Below are 22,565 nucleotides of genomic sequence, written 5' to 3' on the forward strand. Positions count from 1 at the left end.
CTTCCGCTTATTCCTGTTCCGCATAGCCGACTTCGATGTAGTCGATGTCCACCCATCCGTAATCCCCATAGTCGTGCACCAATTCAATAGCGTTGTCGCCGGCATTGAGCTCGACTTCGCCGTAATCGAGCGTCGCCCACGCCCCTACGGAATTAATGAAGGAGGTCACCTGCTTCGAACCGTTGACCAGGACGCTGTTGGGCTTGTCATGAGAATCCGCATATCGGAAAGTCAGTCGATACGTCCCGGCGCTCGGCACGTTGACTGTGAACGCCAGTTTGTCCCCGTATGCATCAAAAGAGGCAGCATCGATATACCCGTTGCCGGAATACCCGGCTCTCGTCGAGGCGACAGCTACGCCGGTCAATGCCGCATTCTCCGCTTCATAACGCCAGTTTGTGGTGACGCCAACTTCATTGCTCGCTGCAGACTCGTTGCCCGCTTCATCCACCGCTTTCACGACATAGGAATACGTTGTCGCCGGCGTTAACCCGGAATCCTCGTACGAGAGCACGTTTCCTGCTACCGTATCCAGATATACATTATCCCTGTAAATTCGATACCCGGTCGTCTGCCCGCTATCCTGTGCAGCCGTCCATGACAGAACGGCCGACTCGGCCGTCACCGACGTTACCGCCAACAAGCCTGGAACAGGGGGCATCTGAATTGGCGCCTTAGCCAGAACGATATCGTCCAAATAAGAAGCTGACGTGGCATTCGTGCTTTTCCAGAAAAAGACGTTTGCCGTCCCGGCTTTCATGTAAGCCGGCGTTGTAAATACCGTCTGTCGCGTCATATAGGTCGTGCCGAAAAACAGGGTTGTATGCTGTTCGTTGGTTCCTGCGTCGTCGATTTGATATTGCACGCCGAAGGAGACACTGTCCGCATTGGTATTTTTGCCGTAGGCTGACGCAATATAAGTGGTGTTCGGCTCAAGCTCCAAGTACTGTCCGCCACCGTGATGCGTGACTTCCAGGGCGTAAGAGCCGCTGTTGACCGCACCTGCCGCGTCGGTCACGGCAGAAGCGCCCGAACCGCCCCAGAGCTGCCACGGACTCGCGGTTCCGCTCTCAAACCCGGAATTGAGCAGCAGGTTCGTCGCTTTCCGCAACGTAATGTCGTCCAGATAGAACGCCCCCGTGCCCGATCCTTTCCATACGAATACATTTGCCGTCCCGGCCTTCACATAGTCCGGCGTCGTGAAGGAGATCTGTCCGGACGTATAGTCAGCAGAATCGAACGTGATGATATGCTTGTTCTGCGTTCCCGCATCATCCTTGTCATATTGAACCCCGAAGGAGAATGTATCCCCGGCATTGGCATTCTTGCCGTACGCCGACAACACATAAGTCGTGTTGGGCTCCAGATCCTGGTAGTACCCTCCTCCTTGACGGCTCACTTCCAGAGCATGGACGCCGCCATGCACGTTGTCGGACGCCGAGGTTACCGCCCCGACATCCGAGCCGCCCCAGAACTGCCAATTTGTTGCCGCTCCGCTCTCGAAGCCGGAATTGAGGACTAAATTCGTCGCCTTCTGCAATGTGATGTCGTCCAGGTAGAACGCTCCCGTGCCCGCCCCTTTCCACACGAATACGTTTGTCGTCCCGGCAGTAATATTGTCCGGCGTCGTGAAGATGAATTGTCCAAACGAATAGTCGGTAGAGTTGAAATTGACGATGTGCTTTTCCGGCGTTCCCGCATTGTCGACGTTATACTGGATTCCGAAAGAGAACGTATCTCCGGCAACGGCATTTTTGCCATATGCCGATAAGACGTAAGAGGTATGGGGTTCCAGTTCGAGATAATAGCCGCCTCCGCCGGAACTGACCTTTAACGCGTTGTCGCCGCTGTGGCTATCGCCGGCTTCCGATGAGACACTGCCTGTGCCGGAGCCGCCCCAGAACTGCCAATTCGTTGCCGTTCCGCTCTCGAAGCCGGGATTGAGAACCAGATTCACATCCTCATTCTCTTCATCCGATTGCAACAGTATCGTTTTGAATATTTTATCGTTGCTGTGGTTGAGATCGCCGTCCTTATTATCCAGACTGGCGGCAAGTGCAAAATCTTTCGTCTGCGTAATCAGGTAATTCTCCAACGTGAACGTTCGGGTCTCGCCTGCCGGAATGGAGACGGTATCCCCTACATAGTTCATCCGAATCCCGTTTACGTAAAAATTGATGGTTGTCCAACTGTTCGGGCTGGCCGTATCCCCCTGATTCCTCACTGTAACATCGATATCGACCAGATCGCCGTATTTCGGCTGACTCTTGCTTAACGCTATCGCTTCCGGCATCAGATCATAACCGGATCCGCTCGGGCTTCCTCCCGACAGCTCCAGGGTTCTCTCATTATTGTTACTATCGTCATCAATGCCGTACGTGCTGTTGGTCGTGTCAATTGCGACGGTAACTTCCATATCGGAGGACGATACCGTGATTGCGTCCGAGACGATCGAAGCCGATCCGAAGCGAGGGATGGTTCCTGTATACTCGCCAGTGGCGACAACCTGACCCCCGGACCGGAAGTCCACCTTCACCGTTCCCGACAGATCGACATCCCCCACGTTCTGCAACGTCGCAGCGAAGCGAATCTCATCTCCCTGGCTTATCCGGCCCTTGTCTGGAATGACCTCTGCTACCGACAGATCGTGTTTATCAAACGCTGGCACTTGTCCATGTGCGTAATCCCACACCTTGTCCCCGAACCAGGTTAAATTCGTCGGCTTGTCTCCGTTGGTCCGGTCTACGCCGTATCCGCCTCCATCGTCCGTCGCGGTGAGATATCCGTCTCCATTGACCCAGCACCAGGTCAACCAACCGATCCCTTTCTCGGCGCTTACCTGAATAGCCGCCTTCACGGCGGAATACAATTTGCTTGTTGTCGCGTTGCTGCTGAATTCCCCGATAATAATGGCAAGACCTTTATTATGCACCCTATCGATATAATCCTCGAATCTCTCGACTGCGCCGTTCCAATTGCCATACATATGAACGCTGAAGATCACATTTGTGTTGCCTTGCACAATTCCTTGCCCATAGGTCAGAATGCTGCTTTGCGCATCCGATACCGGATCGGTTCCGGCAGGGGTATCTTGACCGGAGTAACCTCCGTCCACGACGATGATATTGTCCGGCGCTTCTTGCCGAATGGTCGATATCAACTCTCTCGATACGGTCTCGTACTGCGGAACCGGGGCTCCACCCGGCTCATTGTATAGATTGAACCATACGTAAGGATTATCGCTGTATTTCTCCGCCAACTCTTCCAGCCAATCCTCCAGATCCGCCAAAGTAGCCTTATTCGGATCGTCCGGATTGGTCTCGGGAATTCCGTTCGTAAAATCGTGCGCCTCGAACATCACCACCACTTTGCGGCTTGTGAACGCATCGACGATCGCGTCCAGATCATTGTTTGTGGTGAATTGCGGCGAACCCGCCAGCGGTTTCAGCATACTATTGACACGAACTACATTAAAATTCCATACATCCTGAATCAGATCGGCATCTTGCGTCACTTCCCTGGACCAAACCCAGTTCAAGCCATTGATGTTCGTTCCCCGGGCAATAAACTCGTTGCCGTCGGGATCGTAGATTTTAGATCCGATTACCTGAAAGTTTCCCGTGGGAGTGACGCTGTCCGCGTGAACCCGTCCCGCCTGCGGGAACAATCCCGTCAACAGCATCCCGATCGCCAGCATGACATAAATACGCTTCCAACCTTGCTTCCTTCTCATCCTTTTCCCTCCCGTTAAGGTTCTTCTCTTCGAATTGCGAATCTGATTCCGTTTCTTTCGGCTCCCGACCCATATGGATTATCCCTTTACGCTCCCCATGACGATGCCTTTGATGAAAAATCGCTGGAGGAACGGGTAAACCAATAAGATAGGGAGAGATCCAATAAAAATTTGTGCGGCCTTCGCGGTCCGATCCGACACCTCTTGGAGGCTCGCCAGATCCTGCGCGTTGACATTCGCCAGTTGATCCTGCACCAGAATCGTCTGCAGGTACGTTGATAGCGGGTAATGCTCCGTCCGGTTCATGAAGATCAGCCCGTCAAACCATGAATTCCAATGATACACGATCGTAAAAAGCGCCACGGTCGCCAGCACCGGCAAAGACAACGGAACAATAATCTTCCAGCAGACAGTCCAGTGCCCGGCTCCGTCCACGACCCCCGATTCTTCCAGTTCCTTTGGGAGGCCCCGGAAGAAATTCAGCATCAGGACGATATTGAAAATATTCGTACCCATCCCCCAGGTCGGAAAAATCAGCCCCCACAGCGAATCCAGCATGCCGGTATTTCGTACAGTCATATAGAGCGGAATCAGGCCGCCACTGAACAGCATGGTGAAGACGAAATACCAGGCCAGTGGCGTCCTCAGGCGAAAGGCCTTCGTCTCCTTGGACAACGGGTAGGCGACCAGAATAATGAGCAGCATGTTGAACGAAGCGCCGAGAAGCACCCGCTTCACGGTCACTCCCATCGAAAGAAGAAACTCCGGTTTATCCAGGACAAAGCGGTAAGAAGACAGCGTCATGTCCACTGGCCAGAATCGAACCAAGCCTGTGCCGGCCGCGCTGCTGGAACTGAAGGACAGTGCCAGAACATGGACAAGCGGCAACAAACACAGCACCGCCAAGAGCGTCAGAAAGACGTAATTGCCGGAAACGAATAATTTGCGGCTGATAGACATATTGGACCTCATTATCCGTCCCCCTTACTAAAAAATCCGGTAATTGGCAAAACGATAGGCGAGATAATACGATACGGAAATAAAGAGAAACGAGATGACGGATTTAAACAAACCGACTGCAGTGGAGACCGAGTATTGCGCATCCACCAGACCAATCCGATAAATTAACGTATCGATAATGTCCCCGCTCTCGTAGACAACCGGGCTGTACAGATTGAATACTTGATCGAATCCGGCATTCAGTATTTGTCCCAGGCTCAGCGTCACCATCAGAACAATAATCGGCGTCATTCCCGGCAACGTCACATGCAGCATCTGCTTCCATCGATTGGCTCCATCGATCGTGGCCGCCTCGTACAAGGACGGATTGATATTGGTCAAAGCGGCCAGATAGACGATAGTGCTGAATCCGAACTCCTTCCATTCGTTCGTGACCACCAGCGTAAACGGAAACCAGCTGTTGTCGCCCAAAAAGTAGATAGGGTGACCGCCGAACTGCTTAATCATCAAGTTGACAAGCCCCTGCGTCGGCGACAAAATGTCTATCAGAACACCGCCCAGAATGACCCATGACATAAAATGAGGCAAGTACACCAGCGTTTGAATGCCTCGCTTGAATCCGTTCTTGCCGACTTCATTAAGCAGCAGCGCGATCGTAATCGGTACGACTATCCCGGCGATCAGCTTCATAGCCGAGATGAAGATCGTATTCCATACGACCTGAACGATGTCCGGCATGGCCGCTACATAGCGGAAGTTATCCAATCCGACCCAATTCGAGCCGAACCACCCCCGTGCCGGCACGAAATGTTGAAAGGCCATGACAATGCCTGCCATCGGCACGTAAGAGTAAACAAACACCAAGAGAACCCCGGGCAAGATCATCAGATACAACGGGATTTCACGGTTCCATCCGCCCTGCTTCATGTTGCGTTCCTCCACTTCTCCTTGCAGAAGGGACAGGCGTCAGACGCCTCTCCCTCCATTATTTAATTACCGCACTCTACTGAGCCGCATACCATTCGTTCACTTCATTCGTAATATCGGCCCCGCCCAGATTGCTCCAGTTCTTTACGTACGTGTCGAAATCGTCCACTGACGCATCGCCCATAATGATTTTTGTCAGGTTTTCCAACGTCATTTTATCCAGACTCGACTGCTTCGAACCGATCATCGGGGTTGGGGCTCCGAAGAATTCATTATTTTGCAGCAAATTTTGCTCCAAGTATTGATTCAACACGGATTGCGAGCTGACCGGCCCGAATATCCGTTCAAATGCCCATGTGCTGTTGTCTCCATTGCGGAATTTGACGATGTTGTCATACGTGCTCTTGAGAGCAGGCGTCAAGCTCGACGGATCGTTGCTGTTCAACGCTGCCGAGATGCTCGCTTGCGCTTCCTGGTTCTGCGAATTCGGCCAGATTTGAGCCACGGCTGCATGGAAAACTTCGATATTATCCGCCGTTGTGCCGTATTTGGAGGGTTCCATATCGGGGCCGAACATTTTATCCGCAAACAGGTTGGCCAGCTTCACTGCCGCTTCAGGATGTTCGTAACCTTTTCTGACCACCGTATACGACTGAACCGGGAATTTAGCCTGCGATTTGGTTGGTTGACCATTCAAGTCATAGATGGGGAAAGCCTTCCAGTCCATCTCCGGATCCAGGTTTTTGGCGGCCTGCAACGGCGAGATCGGCGCCCACTGCTTTCCGAAGAACAAACCGAATTTATCAGCCAGTTCCCCTTCCTTACCCGGGTCTTTAACGCCAAATTCTGGATCAATCGCACCTGTTTCATACAAATTTTGCAGATCGGCGAGCGCCTGCTTCATAGCGGGTTGAACGGTGCCGAAAGCCAGTTGGCCGCTCGCTTCGTCCCTCACCCAAATTTGCGGATAAGCGCCATAAGCATTGAAGAAGCCTTCCAGTCCGGCCCAGCCGTCCCAGAGATTTTTATGAACGGCCAGCCCATACGTATCTTGCTTGCCGTTGCCGTCCGGATCCTGGGTCGCGAAGGCTTTCGCGATCGTCAGCACATCTTGCAGCGATTGCGGCTCGGACAACCCCAACTTGGTCAACCAGTCAGTACGAACCCACAAGACGGATGCAGTGTCGACCGCACTAAGAGTATTTGGAATCGCGTACACCTTTCCGTTGAAGGTAGCCGACTGCAAGGAGTGTCCGCCGTCCTCGGTCACGATCTGCTTGGTGTAATCCGTCGCGTACTGATCCCATGACGAGGTCAGGTCGGCAATCTGCCCGGCATCGACCAGATTTTTCAACTGAGTCGCGTTTACGGTAAACATGTCAGGCAAGTCGCCGGAGGCGATGGCTATATTCAGCTTTTCATCGTATTGCGCGGCAGCTACCGTCCAGTCGTAGGAGAAGTCAATCCCCAGGTCGTCCTGATAGGCGCGGGTCCATACGTTGTGCTCGAGATCGTCGCCTGCTTCGTATTTGTACGTGCTGTCTACCCCCCTCGCAGAGGTCAACTTGATCGGCGGGTCGTATTTGCCCAGCGGCTCTGCCGTTGGATCTGTGGTCGTCCCATCGCCACCGGAAGCAATGCTTGCGGAGCCTGCACTCGCAGGAGGGGCGGTTCCCTCCTGCGAATTGCCGACAGATTTGCCTTCATTATTGCCGCTGCAGGCAGTCAAAAGCATCGATCCGATCAGTCCCGTCGTCATCATTGTCAACGTCCATCTCTTTAACGTCATGGTGTTGCCCCCTTCTTTTGATTGGGTTCCCTTGCTATTCATTATAGAAGAGCCTTCTCTCGGCCTTCTACTGTCCGTCATTTACAATTCCTATCTTCCCTTTACAAGATCTCCGCTAAGCGTTCGGCCGCGAGAAGGATGCAAAAAAAGCCCGCTTGGCAGGCGAGCAAGGTTCGTCGAGGGGCTGCTTTTATTTGTTTTTGCTGCCGTCGCGGTATTCCTGCGGCGTCAGGCCCGTCTGTTTTTTGAAGAAGCGGTACAGGTAAGGCTCGGACATAAAACCGAGAGCCGCGGCGATATCTCCAATTCTCGCTTGCTGGTCGCCCAGCATCTCCTTTGCTTTCTGAAGACGGGTCTCAACGATATAATCGGACAGGCCTTGTCCCGTGCATTGTTTGTAATATCGAGAAAGATAAGACGGGTTGTAGCCGACAACCTCGCCCAGTCGGGTCAGGGACAAATCCCCTCCCACATGCAAGTCGATATATCGTTGGAGAGCGTTAATTGTTTTCTCCGTCTCATTCCTCTCTCCCTCCCCCTTGAGCTCGAACAGCCGCGCACCCATAACACGGAATTCTCGACAGATCTCCGGCCAATCTGACAGTGGATTCATGCTCTGCAGACGGGAACCGTTCCATTCAAATACATTCCGTTCCTGAACACCCCATTGATTCATGCAAGAAGTCAACAAGGAGATTAGCCGATAGTATGCTTCGAGACGATAATGGCCCATCCCTTCGGAATGATTCGTGATATCCATCATGAGGTCATGAAAACGGGTCAAGAAGTCCTCTCTCCGTCCTGCCTCCAGCAACATCCGCAAATCGTCGATCCGATTGAGCGCGACACGGATCGCATGCTCGGCTTGCAAGCTCTTCCGTTTGGCGGCGTCCGGCTCGGCGACAGGAATCAGCAGACGATTCCCGTCCTTTAACAACCCTCTGCTCAGCAGCAGAGATAACGCTTCATACTGCTCAGGCAGCTCTTTCCACGTGACCGCTTCGCTTGAAGCAGCCAGAGAGACGGACAATTTCAGCAACCGCTCGCAGGTTTCTTGCAGTTGCTCCAGGGTGCCGTGTACGAATCGAACCGCACGACTCCATTCCGACCGTTCCTTCGCCTGTACGAAGATGAGCAACTGCAGCTTGTCCCGGACAAAGCAATGGATTCGGGCGAAGCGCGCCAACAACTCGTCGGCAATATTGCTGACAGCATATAGGAACAAGGCACGGTCGGCGGGACGATAAGTCTGATCCCAATGTGTTACAGTCCCGATTACGAGCAGAACAGGCTCCTTCGCATCCAGTTCGAGCTCCACTTGTCGGAACTGACTGTCCAGTTGGCCGGGCGGCCCCGCTTCTCCTTGCAGGATATCCCACAGCAGCTCTCTCTGAAGAGTAGGCGCCGCCAGACGTAATTGTCGCTTCGCCTGGTCAAGGATACGATCGGAGTCCCACTCTCTGTCCAACTGCGAGATCGCCTTCTCCACGGCCCGCACAATGTTCTCGTCTCCATCTGTTTTGAGCAAATAATCCACACTGTCGTTGCGAATAGCCTCTTGAATATAGCCGAAATCGTCGTAGCCGGTCAGAAAGATGATTTTGCAGCGCGGCCATTGGCTCTTGATCTCCCGCTGAAGCTCCAGGCCGGTCATGCCCGGCATCCGGATATCCAGCAGGGCAATGTCCATCTTGGTGCGATGCATCCAGTTTAACGCTTCGTCCGCTGAGAATGCCCGATAGATCTCAAGGTCAAAAATGGGCGTTTCCTCTATCAAATGGGCAAGTCCCTCCACGATCAAAGGTTCGTTGTCGACGATCAGCAATCTGTACATCTTATTTCCCCCATTCGAGCGGGATGTTCAATGTTACCAGCAATCCTCCAAAATCGGGGCTTCTGCTCAGTTCCATTCCGCCTTCTTCGCCGAATTTCAGCTTTAATCGGCGGTTCACATTCAACAGACCTGTCACTTCCTCATTGTGGTCCGCATGCCTCATATCGCGGCGAAGACGGTCCAGGACCTCCTCTTCGAGGGACTCTCCGTTGTCCTCGACAAGAATGGAAAGTCGTTCTGGCTCGATTCGATAGCTGATCCGAAGCCGCCCTTGACCGATCCGATCCTCCAACGCATGCTGATAGGCATTCTCAAGTATAGGCTGAATAATCAGGCGAGGAACCTTGAGATCGGCGTACTCTCCCGGCAGATCCTCAAATTGAACCTCGATCTTTGAGCCGAAACGCATCGATTGAATATTTGCATATGTTCGTGAATGGCCAACCTCTTGTCCCAATTCGACCTCATCCCTGCCTGTGCGCGTCATAAAGCGGAAATATTCTCCCAGGTAGATGGTCATTCTCTTGACGCTCTCGATATCGGGAATTTGCGCCATGCGGCGAAGAATGAAGAAACTGTTGTATAAAAAGTGTGGATTAATTTGCGACTGCAGTTGCTTCAACTCCGAGCGCTGCGATCGCAGTTGCTGCTCGTATACCTCTTGGATCAGATAGCGAATTCGGTCGGTCATCTGGTTGAACTGGAGATACAAATACTTAAACTCATCCCTTGAACGATCCGAGATCTGAACGTCCAGTTGGCCCCTCTCCACCTGGCGCAATGCACTCAGCAGCTTGCGAAGGGGGCGGTGAATGAGCCGAAATATCCAGTATGAGCAAAATAATATGACAGCAATCGTGAGCAACAACTGATAGCGATACCAGAGCCGATATTTCTCCAGCGGCCCCAGCACCTCATGCTTCGGAACACCGATCACGACCACGGCATCAAGCAACTCGGACCAACGGAATGTAACCAGATAGCTTTCTCCGCTCGCGTCTTGGACCGTCCCCTGTGCACTGTCTACACCCTGGAATTCCGGCCGCTTCAAAAAATCGTCGAAGCTCTCGGCCAACCGCTCCCCGTCTCCTCCGATTACCCCCCAGTTGCCGTTCCGATCCACAAGCATCGCTCCACCGCTGCCGGATAGGAGCGTTCGATTCAACTGCTCTCTAATCTTCGGAATCGACAGTTCGATCTCCAGCGCGAATCCTACCTCGAAGGAGGGCTGGGCTGGCTCCGGGTATACCTGGGCCATCAAGAGCTTATCCTGCGAATGGAACAAGGTCCAGTGATTATTCTGTGCCAGGACCAATGCAGATATCTCGCTTTCTTCCATTACCCCATAGTAATTATCGGTGGAGATCGTGCGATGAAGCATAGGGAAATAAACCTTGACTTCGTCAACATAGAGGCTCGATGTCTTCAACAAATCCAGGCGGTCCTGAATGCGCAGGATGGATTGCGTTTGCTCGAAGGGGCTCATCGAGGGGGCCAGATCGGACAGCTTCTGAAAATCGTCGTCGGCGATATAGGCTTGTTTGAGGTCGCTGATCTTCTGCATTTCGGCTTCGAACGAGCTAAGGTAATACTGCAGGCTCGCCCCCACGGACTTGGTAATGCTGGATTGAACCGTGCTCGTGCCGGAATGGGACATCGCCAGACTCAATCCATACAGCGGTAGAATGCCAAGCAAAAAAATAAGGACAAGCTTGGGCCATATGCCAAAGCTCCAATTTTTAATAAAAACAAACATTCGTATGCCCCCCACGGCGGAAGCGGTCAACGAACAGTTCCTGCCCCAGCAGTTCTTTTTAGTGTAAACGGTTTCTTTTGTTCCGTCCAGCCCCGGTCCCGTTATCATCAGCACCTAGTTTCGTGCGCGCCGGAATTTGGTCGATAAATGATAAGAAGGCTGCCGTCGGGACTACTCCCGTGCGGCAGCCTTCTCTTTATTAATCTCCAAAATAAATCCTTCTTGCAAAGTGCGCGGGTAGTTCAGGTTTAATTGATAGTTTTTGTAATAAATGCTGTCCCCGCTTGTAACATACAGTTCAAGCTTGTAGTCGACACCCGGCCGCACATCAATGGCAATCGTCTGCTGTCCCGCAGCAAGCATCCCCGTCTTAATCACCAAGCCCGATGCATTCACTGCGTAATTGACGGTCGAATACGCCGGTGCGTCTACCGTGACGGTAACTGTATGCGCACCCTTGGTACGATCCGTAGCAATCGTATACCCTAACGTCCCCTTGTCGTATTCGAACAGTTCAGTATCTTTTCCGAACTCTTGTCGATACAGGGTATAGCCTTCGACAGTTAAATCGTTCAGTTGAGCATTGCTGCAAATCTCCGGACCTTCCGTGCAGGGTTCCACATATCCGTCTGAATAGTCCGGGTCAATGCCGTCGCCGTAACCGCCAAGCGGCTGCCACAAATTCGTCGGCGTCAAGTTCTCCGCCAGGGTTGCCGTCGTCATCGCATGCACGCTCGAATAGTAGCCGATCGGTGCATAATCTTCTTCATACAGCACAACGTACGAAATGAGATCATCCGAGTTGCTATAGGTAGTCACCGGCAACTGGATCGTGTCGCCCTGATACTCATCAGTCAAGCTCTGCAGCCCGCTGCGACCGTAAATGTACTTGAAGTGATCCAGCTTCCAGTCGTCGACAAATTCACTCTGCGGCACAGAGACCAACTCGGTGAAAGTAGGGAAAAATTGAGCCTCCGGCTGGGCGGCAATTACTTTCTCCCTATCAATCGATAGCATGATCATGGATGCCAAGCCATCCAGATAGCAGTATTCACAGCGCTCAGCCCAATCTGCGGGCGCAACCGCCTCTGCGGTGATGCCATCTACTGCATCGAAGCGCGTCGCATCGCTCCATGCAATAACAAACGGGCCTTCAGCTACCAATTCTTCGCCGTCGAACACCTTCAGGTACCACTCATCTTCAGCCTCTGGCACATACGCGCTTGGAATGGTGCAACTCGAGCCTGAATACAATGTACATCCGCCGAATAAGGGCTTGCTGTCTTCTGCATCGGCGAACACTTGCACAATTACCGTCAGATATTCGGCTACCTCCGGTGCAAAATCCTCATCAGGCGAGTATCGCTGCACGATATCTCCGCCCTCAATCGCCAAGCTTATAAAGATCGGCTCGTCTTCCGACGGGTGAGGGTCCGGACTCGGAGTGGGGCTCGGGCGTTGAACCTCCATCAGTGCTGCTCGCACTCCCGCTTCCTTCCGTTGCCGAATCGCTAGCCGCCTCCGGACTCAGCGTAGCCCGCGTCACCTTGCCTTCCCCTGTCACATTCGCAAGCGCATCCAGAACCAGATCGGCAATGATCGCATTGGCCGCCATTTCGAGCTCCAGCCCGCTAGCAGCAGGATACGCATGCAATTCATCAATCGCACCGCTGGTCAGGTTTACCTTAATATCGGCAGACATGACCGACATCGACTCGAAATGCCCGCTCAGTTCAACTTGGGATCCGACCGGCAATGTTTCTGCCAACGAGACGTTTTTGAAGCCGATATCCGTCAGATGCGACTCTTCCAGCTTCACGGAGGATTGAACAACAACCTCTTCTACGCTGCTGGCTCCGGCTACCAGAATACGCACGGTGCCTGTCGGTTTGTCCACCACGATTCTGACGAGAACCGAGTCTTCGAAATGAACCGAGTTCTCACCGCCGCCGCGCACAATTACTGCACCTTCAACGGTAACTCCCCGGAAGAATGCATCGCCTTCGCCAACAGCTTCCGTCAACAACAGGTCTCCTTTAATTACCAGATTTTGCAGTGTTACATCCGCGGCAGCGACAACCGCATTCCCGTTGATAACAGTCGTATTATCGGCCGAACCATATGTCCCCGCCTTCTGGAACAGCGTAGTGCCGGCTGGGACAGGGCAAGCGCTCTCGTCAGCACGGTTACAGCTTCAGCCCGGGTCAGCGACTGCTTCGGCCGGAAGGTTCCGTCGGGATAACCTTTAAGCAACTGCTTCTCTACAAGCCAGGCAACCGCCGGCGCGCTCCAGCTCGCGATTTGATCGCTGTCGACAAAAACGGACAACCCCGAAAGATCAGTGTTCTCGACATACAACAATCGTGCAATGACAACCGCCAGTTCCTCGCGAGTAATCGACTCCCGCCAGCCACTGACGCAGTGTCTCTTCCGCCCAATTGCCACTCAATTCGTCTTGCTGCGTTGAAGTGACTGCCGCTTGCTGGTCAGTCCCGATATGCACTGAAGCCTCTTCCGACACCTCGCTATCAATCTCATCTGCGACAGCCGATGCAACAGGCAGCAACGTTGTCAAGAGCAACAACACGCAACCAAGTATCGCTCCCTTAATAATCCCAAGACGTTTCCAACTCTGGTATAACATAGATATCTTCCCCTATAAAGTAAATATCCCTGCCAAGAACGAAGATGTGCGCATGTCCCCTCCACAACGCTCTTCGTCAAAACCCTCTATTTTTAATATGTACCGTCAACGAAACAGGGACTTTAGACCTCTATTGATAATAATTTGATGGTTTGTAAAGAACAAATTGAGCGTTTTACCTGGTACGCAGAATGGCTTCAGCCCCCTCAAACTCCATGATCACGGAGCTTGAGGGGGCTGTTCCCGCTATGAATACGTGATTGTCGGGCTCCAGTAAGTCGTGTCGAAGCTATTGCTCGCATTCTTGTTCAGCACGAAGTAAAGCACATCGCCGGCCGTCACGCTGACGGTCAAGGCATGACTGACGCCCGTTGCGTCATTGAATGCGATCGTCTGCCATCCGCTTGCCGGCCATAGCTGCGCGGTATTCTTCAGGATCTTGAACCGAACGCCATCTCCTCCGTTCGTGTCCTGCTTCCTGGCGGTGCCCGTCACGCTGATCGTGCCCGATACCGGAGCCGTCCATGCCCTCACGGTGTCGTCGGCATCCGGGTGCATCAAGCCCCCGTCATGGATGAGGTTCCAGGTATTCGTCCCTCTCCAGGTTCGGTCTGTCGCGTTCCAGCTCATGCTCGTATACGAAGCGGCGTTGCCCTGCAGGTAATTCCAGTTCCATCCGCCCTGATAGGACAGAAAGTCCGTCGATGCGTTATAGACCGGCTTGTAGGTAATCATAGCGTCCAGTACGGTCGTGTCATAGCTGTCGGTTCCGTTCTTGTTGACGACGATATAGATGAAGTCGCCGACCGCGACGTTCTCGATGATGCCGAACTGGACGCCGAGCCGATCGGTTGCCGCGATCGCCTGCCAGCCGGTCGCCGGCCACAGCTGGGTATTGTTCTTCATGATCTTGATCCGTACGCCGTCGCCGCCGCCCGCATCCCACTTGGCCGCGGTGCCCTTAATCTGGATCGTGCCCGCGCTCGGCGCCTGCCATGCTTTGACCGCGTCGTTATTCTCCGGATGAATAAAATTCGGCCCCCACATTCCGATATACGAGCCCGTTCCCTTCCACTTGTTATCCGCCGCGCTCCATGTCATGCTCTGATAACCGGTTCCGTTCCACTCCAGGTAAGACCATTGCTTGTAGCCCTGAACGGAGGAGAAATCCAGCCCGCCGATGTAAGCATCGACCGGATCGGTCGAGCGCCTGACGGCGACATTCTTCACGAAGCCGTTTACGTTAAACGGTTTAGCTCCTAAATCGGTTAGATATTGCCCGTTAACCGATACATTCTCGAACAAGACGTCGCTGACCGGCTTGCCTTGATCCCAGCCCCACAGCCGGATCTCGTTCGAGCCGGTACCTTCGGCGGTAATGTTCCGGAACGTAATGCCGCTGATCAGCCCCGGGTAACTCTGGTTGCCCGGCAGCGAGCCGAACCAGAAGCTGTCCGCGAACGATAGATTGACGAGCCTGACGCTCTGCTCGACTCGGATATCCTGGTATAGGATGTTCCGGAACTGAGTCCCGTTCAGCGCCGTGATGTCCATGACAGCCCGGTCCTGGATAACCCCATGGTTGTCTCGGTCGTCAAAGCTGTAAAGGACGTCATTGTTTATATATCGGATATTCTCGTAGTACGCGGCTTGCGTCTCCGCTCCGAGCGCCCATACGTCGTTGGCATCGCTCCAGAATTGACTGTTCTGAATGGTTATGTTGTAATTAGGCGCCCCGTTCGCCGGATTGTCGCTCGCGTTGTACCCCGGCGTAACGACGCCCTTAATCGCGATGCAATCATCCGCCGTGCGGAAGAAGGAACGATCGATCGTCACGTCATGGGAATTGACGAGGTTCAGCCCGTCCGTGCTTGCATAAGTCGGACTGACAACTTTGTAGTCGCTGACGCTCACCTGGCTGCTGTTGTCGATAAGACTCGACCAGGACCCAATTCTTCGATCCACGATAATGCCGCTCATCTGGACGTTCGTACTCGACAAGACGCTGATCGGTTGATTCAAATAAGTCGACGTGTAGGCCATGCTGACGATTCCCCGGCCCCGGATCGCGACGTTCGAGGCTCCCCGCACTTCGATATGCCCGTTAAGGAACGCTCCTCCGGCGATGTAGAGCGTCTTACCCGAACCGACCGTAATCGTCGTGGTCGGAGTCGAAGAATAGTCGTAATAGCCGGGTCCGATATAGATGACGTTCGGGTCGGTCGGACTCGGAACGCTGGGATCGGGAGCGCTGGCGAACAAGTGAAGCGTACGTCCCTGGTAGTCTCCGTCCAAAATAAGCGATACGTTCGTCGGCCCGTTTAACGTGAACTGAATCGTATTCCCGCTCCGGGTGGAGGTTAGGCCAAGAGACGCGGGAGCGAGCTTATACGAGGAAAAGGAGAAGTTGACCGTCACCGCCACCGTCACGGAGCCGGTCATGTCGAAGTAGCCGTATGATACTGTTTGGCCCCAGCCATTGTTGTCTCCATATAAGTCGATTGAGCTGCCCCCGGCATCGACCGTAAAATCATAGGAGCGCGGCGCGCCAGCCGGAGCGCTATACGCCGTCACCGTACCGGCGGCGTTCGTCTCGGGAACGGCCACGCCGAACGGAGCGACGAACAATGCCGCTGCGATGAGCAGACGTATGAGCCGAATCGATAATTTCTTCAAGTGGATCAGCCTCCTGAATAGGATATCGTTCTGTAAGCCTCTTCCGACAGCATAAGCGTCTCTCCTTCCGCCCGCACCGGGTAGAAGATTGGACGTTCATCCGGCGTCCGGTTCGGACAATGCAGCGCCAGCGTCAGTTGCCCGTTCAAATCCGCGAACAGCATGCCGTGCCCGCCGTCCCGCCGGAAGAACGGTTCTTCCTCTTGAATCCAAGGACCTTGAATCTCCCCGGAAGCCGACTTGGCGATGCCCATCGCGTATCCTTCGTCCCCATGGCTCGACCACAGCATCCAGAGCTCCCCTTCGGCAGTGCTGAACAGGAACGGACCGTCCGTCACGTAACCGTAAACCGCCTCCCGACCGGGCATCTCGTATGTCGTGCTCCTCACCCACGGAGCCTCGGTCGCCGAGAACAGCTTGAACGGTTCTCCCGCCTGCTCGGTCAGGTCCTCCGTCAGCCGCATGGCGTACATCTCTCCGTCAGTCACCTGCAGCCATTCCCGGCAGAAGACGATCCAGGGATTCCCTTGCCTATCCGCGTAGAGCGTGCCGTCCAGGCATTCCCAATCGGGCGGCGTTAGCGGCCGATCCGTAACGGGCCGGAACGGACCGAGCGGATCGGCAGCGGACAAGATCTGCGTGCCGCGCCGCTGCCCTTCTGCTTTGAAGCTGGCGAACATGTAATAGCGTCCCCGCCAGACATGAACCTCCGGCGCCCAGAAGTTCTCGTTCGCCCAGAAGCCTTCCTCAGGCCGGAACGCAGGGAACGGCCCTTCCCACCGCTCCAAGTCGCTGCTGCGATAAACATCGAAGCCGGTACCGGGGCCGGACCATGCGTTTCGGTCTGTCGTACCGTATAAATAGTAGACTCCCTCTTCCGGCACCGGCAAGACGAACGGATCGCGAATTTGAATCTCGTTTCTGTTCCTCATGTCAGACGCCCCTCTCCGCTTCCGCTAATTCCAAGACGATTGCCTCAATCCCTTTGCCGCAATCCTCCACCCGGAACCGAACGGTTCCGGCCTCGCCGTTCTCTTCCCAATCGAGGAGGACGTTTATCCCGCTCATCCTCTTGTAGGCGGATGCGACCGTTCTTCCCGGAGGCAACGGCGCTTCCACGACCATATCGGCTATCGAAGCCGCCATCAAGAGGTTCTCGCTGTAGGTAAGCAGACAGCTATTATGCAAGGCAATCGCCGAGAAGAAGCCCGCAAGCGGCCCCGATCTGTACTTTCGGTAGAACGTGCGGCGGTCCGGATCGATATGGACGGCCATATCCGTCGTAATCGGAGCATTCGAATAAACATTCCACGCCGCCCTCATCCGAGCGAAGTCGGCCTCGCCGAACTTCTCCTTCGTATCGAAGCCATCCAGGTGGTATGTGACCGGAACGCCGAACGTCGGAGACACCATCCAGTATTCAGCCGACCGGGTTCGGGCGCTCGGCCACCCGTCTACGTCGATCAGCACGCCGGGCAACATCTTGTTGACCAGCGCGGCTCGCCGATACCACGGATCGGGCGACTCCGGCACGACGGGGAACAGATCGTTAAGCCGCTGCGCAGGCGCCCAAGGCTGCAAGTACGGTTCTGCCCCGCTAAGCGTCAGGAAGGCATCCGCCTTGAGCGATTCCGCTTCCGTCCCGATGAATCGAATGAGCTCGTACCAGAGCTTCTCTCCGATTCCCCAATCATAGTTGTCGATAGCGTGCTTGCCTCCGACCGGACCGTAATAATTCATGTCGATCTTAAAGCCGTCCGCGTTCAGGCATCCTTCCTCTTCCGACAGCAGATAACGCACCGTGCCGCGGATATGTTCCCGCACGTCCCGGCGAGAGCAATCGAGAAGATAGACGAAGTCGTAAATTTCGGTATTCGTGACTCGGCCCAGATTCCCGTCCAAGTCCTTCACCAGGTACTCGGGGTGCTCGCGGACCAAGCGGGACGTCTTCGATACCCATAAAGGCGTGTACCAGAGCACGACCTTATGCCCGCGCTCTTTAAAGGAGTCGATAAGGCCGCGGAACCGGGCAACGTTGCCGAATCGCCCGGGGTGTACGCCGTATTCCCCATAATGATCGAACCAATGGGAATCGACGATCAGCGTGAACGGATGGCCGCCCGTCTTCTCCTCCAAGCGGTCCACCCAATCGGCCAACGAGGATTCCGTCATGGGGTTAGCTTCGAAGTCGCAACTGCCCTCCAGATATTCCTGCTGCCCCCAGGTACAGAAGATAGGGCGGCTCCACCATTCGAATCCTTGCCCGCGCTCCCGCAAATACCCGTTCTCCCGATAATAATCCACGTAGCGATCCAGAACCGCCGTCTCCGAATCGAGTCCGAAGTGGAATTGAACCTTGGGAAACCGGCCGTTGTAGGCCACCCCGCAGAAGTGAGTGAACGCAAGATCAAAGCGGCCTTGTCGGAACCCCGCGATCGTCTCATAGGTTGGAAGCGGATCGGGCACGATAACGCCCCACCACGGGCCCTCGTCCGCCCATTTATCCCGGAAGGCCAGCGTCTTCGGGGCCGGACACGTCATCCAGATCCGCTCCAGCCCGCGATCGAATTGCGATTCCTTGGCCGCCGCGCCGAACGAGAATTCCGCCGACTCCCCCGACTGGAATACCCGATTGTAATGGTCCGGCAGAAAACCCCGGACGACGGAATCGGTCCACTCCGTTCCGGCGAAATAGCGAATCTCGCCATGGAACGAGCTGGTCCCGTCGAGAGTATATTCGATTTGCGATTCCCCGGCCGTCAGCTTCACGCGGAATCGGACGTCCGGGAGCTCTCCCAACAGCGATTCCCCTTCCCGCTTCCACGACGAGACCGGCAACGGGAATCCGTCTAAAATCGGATTCAAACATACGGCATAAGATTTCCCGCCTAAGGCGAGCGTCATGTACTCGCCTTCGACGGTGATCCTGGCCCCGGCTAGCGAAATTCGATAGCATTCTCCTTCTTGTTCGAACAATTCGGCTTCTCTCCTTTATCCCTTGACGGACCCTGCGGTCATCCCGTCGATAATGTGCCGCTGCAGCAGCAGATAGACCAATACGACGGGCGCCGATACCAGCACGACGTTCGCGAAGATAAGGTTCCAATCCGAGCTGTACGTGCCAAGGAAGTTGAATATGGTCAGCGTCACCGTGAAATTCCGGGGACTGTTCAGGAAATAAATCGTAATTCCGAAGTCGTTCCATACGCCCATGAACGCAATGATGATCAATGTGACGGTCACCGGTCGAAGGAGCGGGAAAATAATGCTGAAGAACAGCCCGTAGGGCCCGACCCCGTCCATGATCGCCGATTCGTCGATTTCGCGAGGAATGCTTTTGAAGAATCCGGTGTACAAGAACGTCCCGAACGAGAAATTCGTCACCACAAGCATGACGATGGCTGCCAGGTACGTTTGGACATGCAAATAGTAAGTAACGAAGTACGCGGGAATGATCTGCAGCGGAATCATCAGGCCTAGCAGTACGAGCAAGTAGAGCAGGCCGGACATCCGCGTGTTCTTCCGCTGCAGCGTGAAGGCGGTCATCGAGGACAGGATAACCAGAGCCGCCACCGTAATGAACGTGACGATCGCGCTGTTCTTCAGCCCCGTCAGCACTCCTCCGGCGTCTATCATCTCGGAATAATTGTCCAGGAAGTACCACTTCTTAGGCAGAGCGAGGCTCATGGCCGCCGCGCCGGCTTTATCCTTAAACGAATTGACGACGACAAAAAATAGCGGCAAGACGACGAGCAGACTCGCAAGAATGCCTGCCGATTCCGCTGCCCAACGCGACCGCTGGCGGCTCATAGCTCCACCTCCTTGCGAGAAATAAGCTTCCACGTTGGCAGCGTAATCGCGATGACGATCAGCGATAGCAGAATGCTCGCAGCGGCCCCTTCGCCGAATCGGCCGCTGCCGAACGACTTGAACACCAGCGTGCCGAATACTTCCGTCGCCGAGCCTGGTCCTCCCTGCGTTACCGCCTGCACGAGATCGAACACCTTAAGCCCGCCGATCAGATTGACGATAAGCGCGTTGTTGAAGTAAGGGAGCACAAGCGGGAACGTGATCGAGCGGAATTTCTGCCAGCCGGAAGCCCCCTCGATATCGGCGCATTCGTAATAGTCATGGGAGATCGACTGAAGCCCCGCAAGCAGAATCGCCATCGTAAAGCCGGACCACTTCCAGGTCTCGATACCGACAAGGGAATATATGGCCAGATGCGGATTGGTCAGCCAGTCCTGAGCCAGCGCATCGAGCCCGACCGCGTACAGAAACCGATTGATCATGCCTGTCGTCGGGTGCAGCGCCGAAGTGAAGAAGACGCCGACCGCCACCGTGCTGAGCACCGCAGGCAGGAAGGCCACCGTTCGCAAATAATTTTTGGTACGCAGCTTCCGATTAAGGAAGACGGCGAGCGCCATGCCGATGCCGACCTTAAGAAGGGTCGTGGAGAAAGCGAAGATAAACGAATTGCGGATCGCCGCGCTTAGATAGTCGTCGGTCAACACGTTGATAAAGTTCGTCCAGCCCGCAAATCGAATGGCCGAGAACGAGAACCGGTCGACATTCGCGAACGACAGGACGCCTCCGAAGAGGGACGGCACGAGAAAAAAAGCGACGTACAGCAAAATTCCCGGCAGGATGAGAGCGTACGTGTAGGGCTTGTTTCTAGTTGATTTCATCTTTCTCCACTCCTATTTATGTAGAGAATCGCCCCTCCAGGCGGATGGAGTGAGGGGCGATCGGCTTTATTTCCAGTTCGGATCGTCTTTGGACTTCGCGTTCTTGGCCGTCTCTTCGTCAAGAGCCTGCGCCACTTCCTCAGCCGTCTTGCCGCCGACGTAGTAATCCTGCATGAACTTGTCGAACGAACCGTACGGATACAGTTCTCCGTTGCCTTGCCAGTGCAGGATGCCCTTCCCGTCCTTCAACGCTTGATTCAGGTCGGCGATGGCCGGCGACAACTGTACGTCTACCTTCTTGTTCAGATAGATGCCGGGCTGCGCTTCCGCGTATACTTGCTGCGCCTCCGCCGAAGCGATAAAGTCGACCGCGCGCTTCGCAAGCTCGACGTCCTTCGCCGATGTTGTCACCGACAAGGAGCCCGGAGGCGAGATATTCACATAGTTGTCGCCCGTCAGAGGGAACGGGAACGCGCCGATGTCGTCGACTTTGTCCGGGAACTTCTTGATGATCTCGCCGATGAACCAAGATCCGTTGACGTGCATGGCCGCCGTGCCGTCCGCTATCGCCTGCTGCGCGGAATCGTACGTATCCGACAGATACGACTTGTTCACGTACCCTTTATCGATAAGCTCCTTGGACTTCTTGATCGTATCGATGAAGTTCGTCAGCTCCGCGTAATGCTTCTTGTTCGTGTTCATGTCCTCCCAGAAGTCCGGGAACGACTTGCCGCTGCTCACGATATCCTGCGAGAAGCCGAAGTGCGGGATCGTCTGCAGCGTCCACGTATCCTTGCCGGAGTAATAAACCGGCGTCTTGCCCGCTTCCTTGATTTTCTCGCTGACGGTCAGGAACTCGTCCCACGTAGTCGGAGGCGTCAGCTTCAGCTCGGCGAACACCTTCTTGTTGTAGAACACGCCCATCAAGGTCGTCGCATCGATCGGAACGGAATAATACTTGCCTTTGTACTTGTATACCCCATCCATTGCCGTCTCGTCATAATCCGCCAAGCTGCCCAGCCCGGTCAGATCGACAAGCTTGTCAAGCGCATTCGCGTTCTGGTCCATCCACTTCGGCCCATAGTTCTGCAGCAGGTCCGGAAGGTCGTTCGTGGCGATCTTCGTCTTCAGGATTTGCTCGCCTTGGCTTCCGCCCGCAATCTTCTGAATATCCAGCTTGAAGCCGAGCTCCGAAGAATGATCGCCGATATATTTCTCCAGCGCCTGCCAGCCTGGCGTATACCAGTCGGTGAACATGAGCAGCGACAGCGTCTTAACCTCTTGCGGCTTATCTCCGGAAGCCGTCGATACCGATTCCGACGCTGCCTGAGACGCCGCCTGAGACGCTCCTCCCTCTTCCTTGTCGTTCGAACCGCAAGCCGCCATTGTCAATACCATCGTTGCCGAGAGTGCGGATAGAATCAGCTTTTTTTTCCGTTGTTGCATCGTTCTCGCCCCTTGTCAGCTATTATCCGTTGCATTAAGAATATAACGAATATCCCAATTCGGAAGGATTGTATTTTCTTTAAAAACGCTTTATTTTTATTAAATACGAGCT

15 protein-coding genes are annotated in these 22,565 nt (G+C 54.4%); all 15 read right to left on the reverse strand.

Translation table 11 applies throughout. The annotated features are described in order from the left end of the window. Nucleotides 1-7: 7 nt before the first annotated feature. Nucleotides 8-3,733, reverse strand: coding sequence for a cellulase family glycosylhydrolase (locus E6C55_RS18355; RefSeq protein ID WP_136371266.1), 3,726 nt, complete (start codon nucleotides 3,731-3,733; stop codon nucleotides 8-10). Between the two features lie 78 nt (nucleotides 3,734-3,811). Further along, on the reverse strand, nucleotides 3,812-4,705 hold the full coding sequence (locus tag E6C55_RS18360) for a carbohydrate ABC transporter permease (RefSeq protein WP_136371267.1): 894 nt from the start codon (nucleotides 4,703-4,705) through the stop codon (nucleotides 3,812-3,814). A 15-nt stretch (nucleotides 4,706-4,720) separates the two neighbouring features. Further along, nucleotides 4,721-5,620: an ABC transporter permease gene (locus E6C55_RS18365; RefSeq protein ID WP_136371268.1), complete on the reverse strand. Its 900-nt coding sequence runs from the start codon at nucleotides 5,618-5,620 to the stop codon at nucleotides 4,721-4,723. 76 nt (nucleotides 5,621-5,696) lie between these two features. Beyond that, the gene (locus tag E6C55_RS18370) at nucleotides 5,697-7,451 is read right to left on the reverse strand and encodes an extracellular solute-binding protein (RefSeq protein WP_168735729.1); all 1,755 of its coding nucleotides are present in this window, start codon (nucleotides 7,449-7,451) and stop codon (nucleotides 5,697-5,699) included. A 148-nt stretch (nucleotides 7,452-7,599) separates the two neighbouring features. Continuing rightward, nucleotides 7,600-9,234: a response regulator transcription factor gene (locus E6C55_RS18375; RefSeq protein WP_168735730.1), complete on the reverse strand. Its 1,635-nt coding sequence runs from the start codon at nucleotides 9,232-9,234 to the stop codon at nucleotides 7,600-7,602. 10 nt (nucleotides 9,235-9,244) lie between these two features. Beyond that, nucleotides 9,245-10,999 (reverse strand): sensor histidine kinase, encoded by a 1,755-nt coding sequence (locus E6C55_RS18380; RefSeq protein WP_168735731.1) that lies wholly within the window; start codon nucleotides 10,997-10,999, stop codon nucleotides 9,245-9,247. 171 nt (nucleotides 11,000-11,170) lie between these two features. Next, entirely contained in the window at nucleotides 11,171-12,370 is a 1,200-nt protein-coding gene (locus E6C55_RS18385) for a hypothetical protein (protein WP_136371272.1), read from the reverse strand. Between the two features lie 13 nt (nucleotides 12,371-12,383). Continuing rightward, the gene (locus E6C55_RS18390) at nucleotides 12,384-13,022 is read right to left on the reverse strand and encodes a hypothetical protein (RefSeq protein ID WP_136371273.1); all 639 of its coding nucleotides are present in this window, start codon (nucleotides 13,020-13,022) and stop codon (nucleotides 12,384-12,386) included. 35 nt (nucleotides 13,023-13,057) lie between these two features. Continuing rightward, nucleotides 13,058-13,444 carry an S-layer homology domain-containing protein gene (locus E6C55_RS35430; protein WP_136371274.1) on the reverse strand — a complete coding sequence of 129 codons (387 nt, stop codon included), beginning with the start codon at nucleotides 13,442-13,444 and terminating at the stop codon, nucleotides 13,058-13,060. A 445-nt stretch (nucleotides 13,445-13,889) separates the two neighbouring features. Continuing rightward, complete coding sequence (locus E6C55_RS18400; protein ID WP_136371275.1) at nucleotides 13,890-16,319, reverse strand: glycosyl hydrolase family 28 protein; 2,430 nt, start codon at nucleotides 16,317-16,319, stop codon at nucleotides 13,890-13,892. Nucleotides 16,320-16,324: 5 nt separating this feature from the next. Then, nucleotides 16,325-17,251, reverse strand: a complete 927-nt coding sequence (locus E6C55_RS18405) for a glycoside hydrolase family 43 protein (protein ID WP_136371276.1) — start codon at nucleotides 17,249-17,251, stop codon at nucleotides 16,325-16,327. A gap of 1 nt (nucleotide 17,252) precedes the next feature. Continuing rightward, a complete protein-coding gene (locus E6C55_RS18410; protein WP_168735733.1) occupies nucleotides 17,253-19,223 on the reverse strand; it encodes an alpha-galactosidase in 1,971 nt (656 codons plus the stop codon). An 87-nt stretch (nucleotides 19,224-19,310) separates the two neighbouring features. After that, on the reverse strand, nucleotides 19,311-20,129 hold the full coding sequence (locus E6C55_RS18415) for a carbohydrate ABC transporter permease (RefSeq protein WP_136371278.1): 819 nt from the start codon (nucleotides 20,127-20,129) through the stop codon (nucleotides 19,311-19,313). Then, on the reverse strand, nucleotides 20,126-21,007 hold the full coding sequence (locus tag E6C55_RS18420) for a carbohydrate ABC transporter permease (RefSeq protein ID WP_136371279.1): 882 nt from the start codon (nucleotides 21,005-21,007) through the stop codon (nucleotides 20,126-20,128). The genes E6C55_RS18415 and E6C55_RS18420 overlap by 4 nt, the downstream gene beginning before the upstream one ends. A gap of 66 nt (nucleotides 21,008-21,073) precedes the next feature. Beyond that, entirely contained in the window at nucleotides 21,074-22,453 is a 1,380-nt protein-coding gene (locus E6C55_RS18425; protein ID WP_136371280.1) for an ABC transporter substrate-binding protein, read from the reverse strand. Between the last annotated feature and the right edge of the window lie 112 nt (nucleotides 22,454-22,565).

It is taken from the genome of Cohnella fermenti (assembly GCF_004801405.1).
Lineage (GTDB): Bacteria > Bacillota > Bacilli > Paenibacillales > Paenibacillaceae > Cohnella > Cohnella fermenti.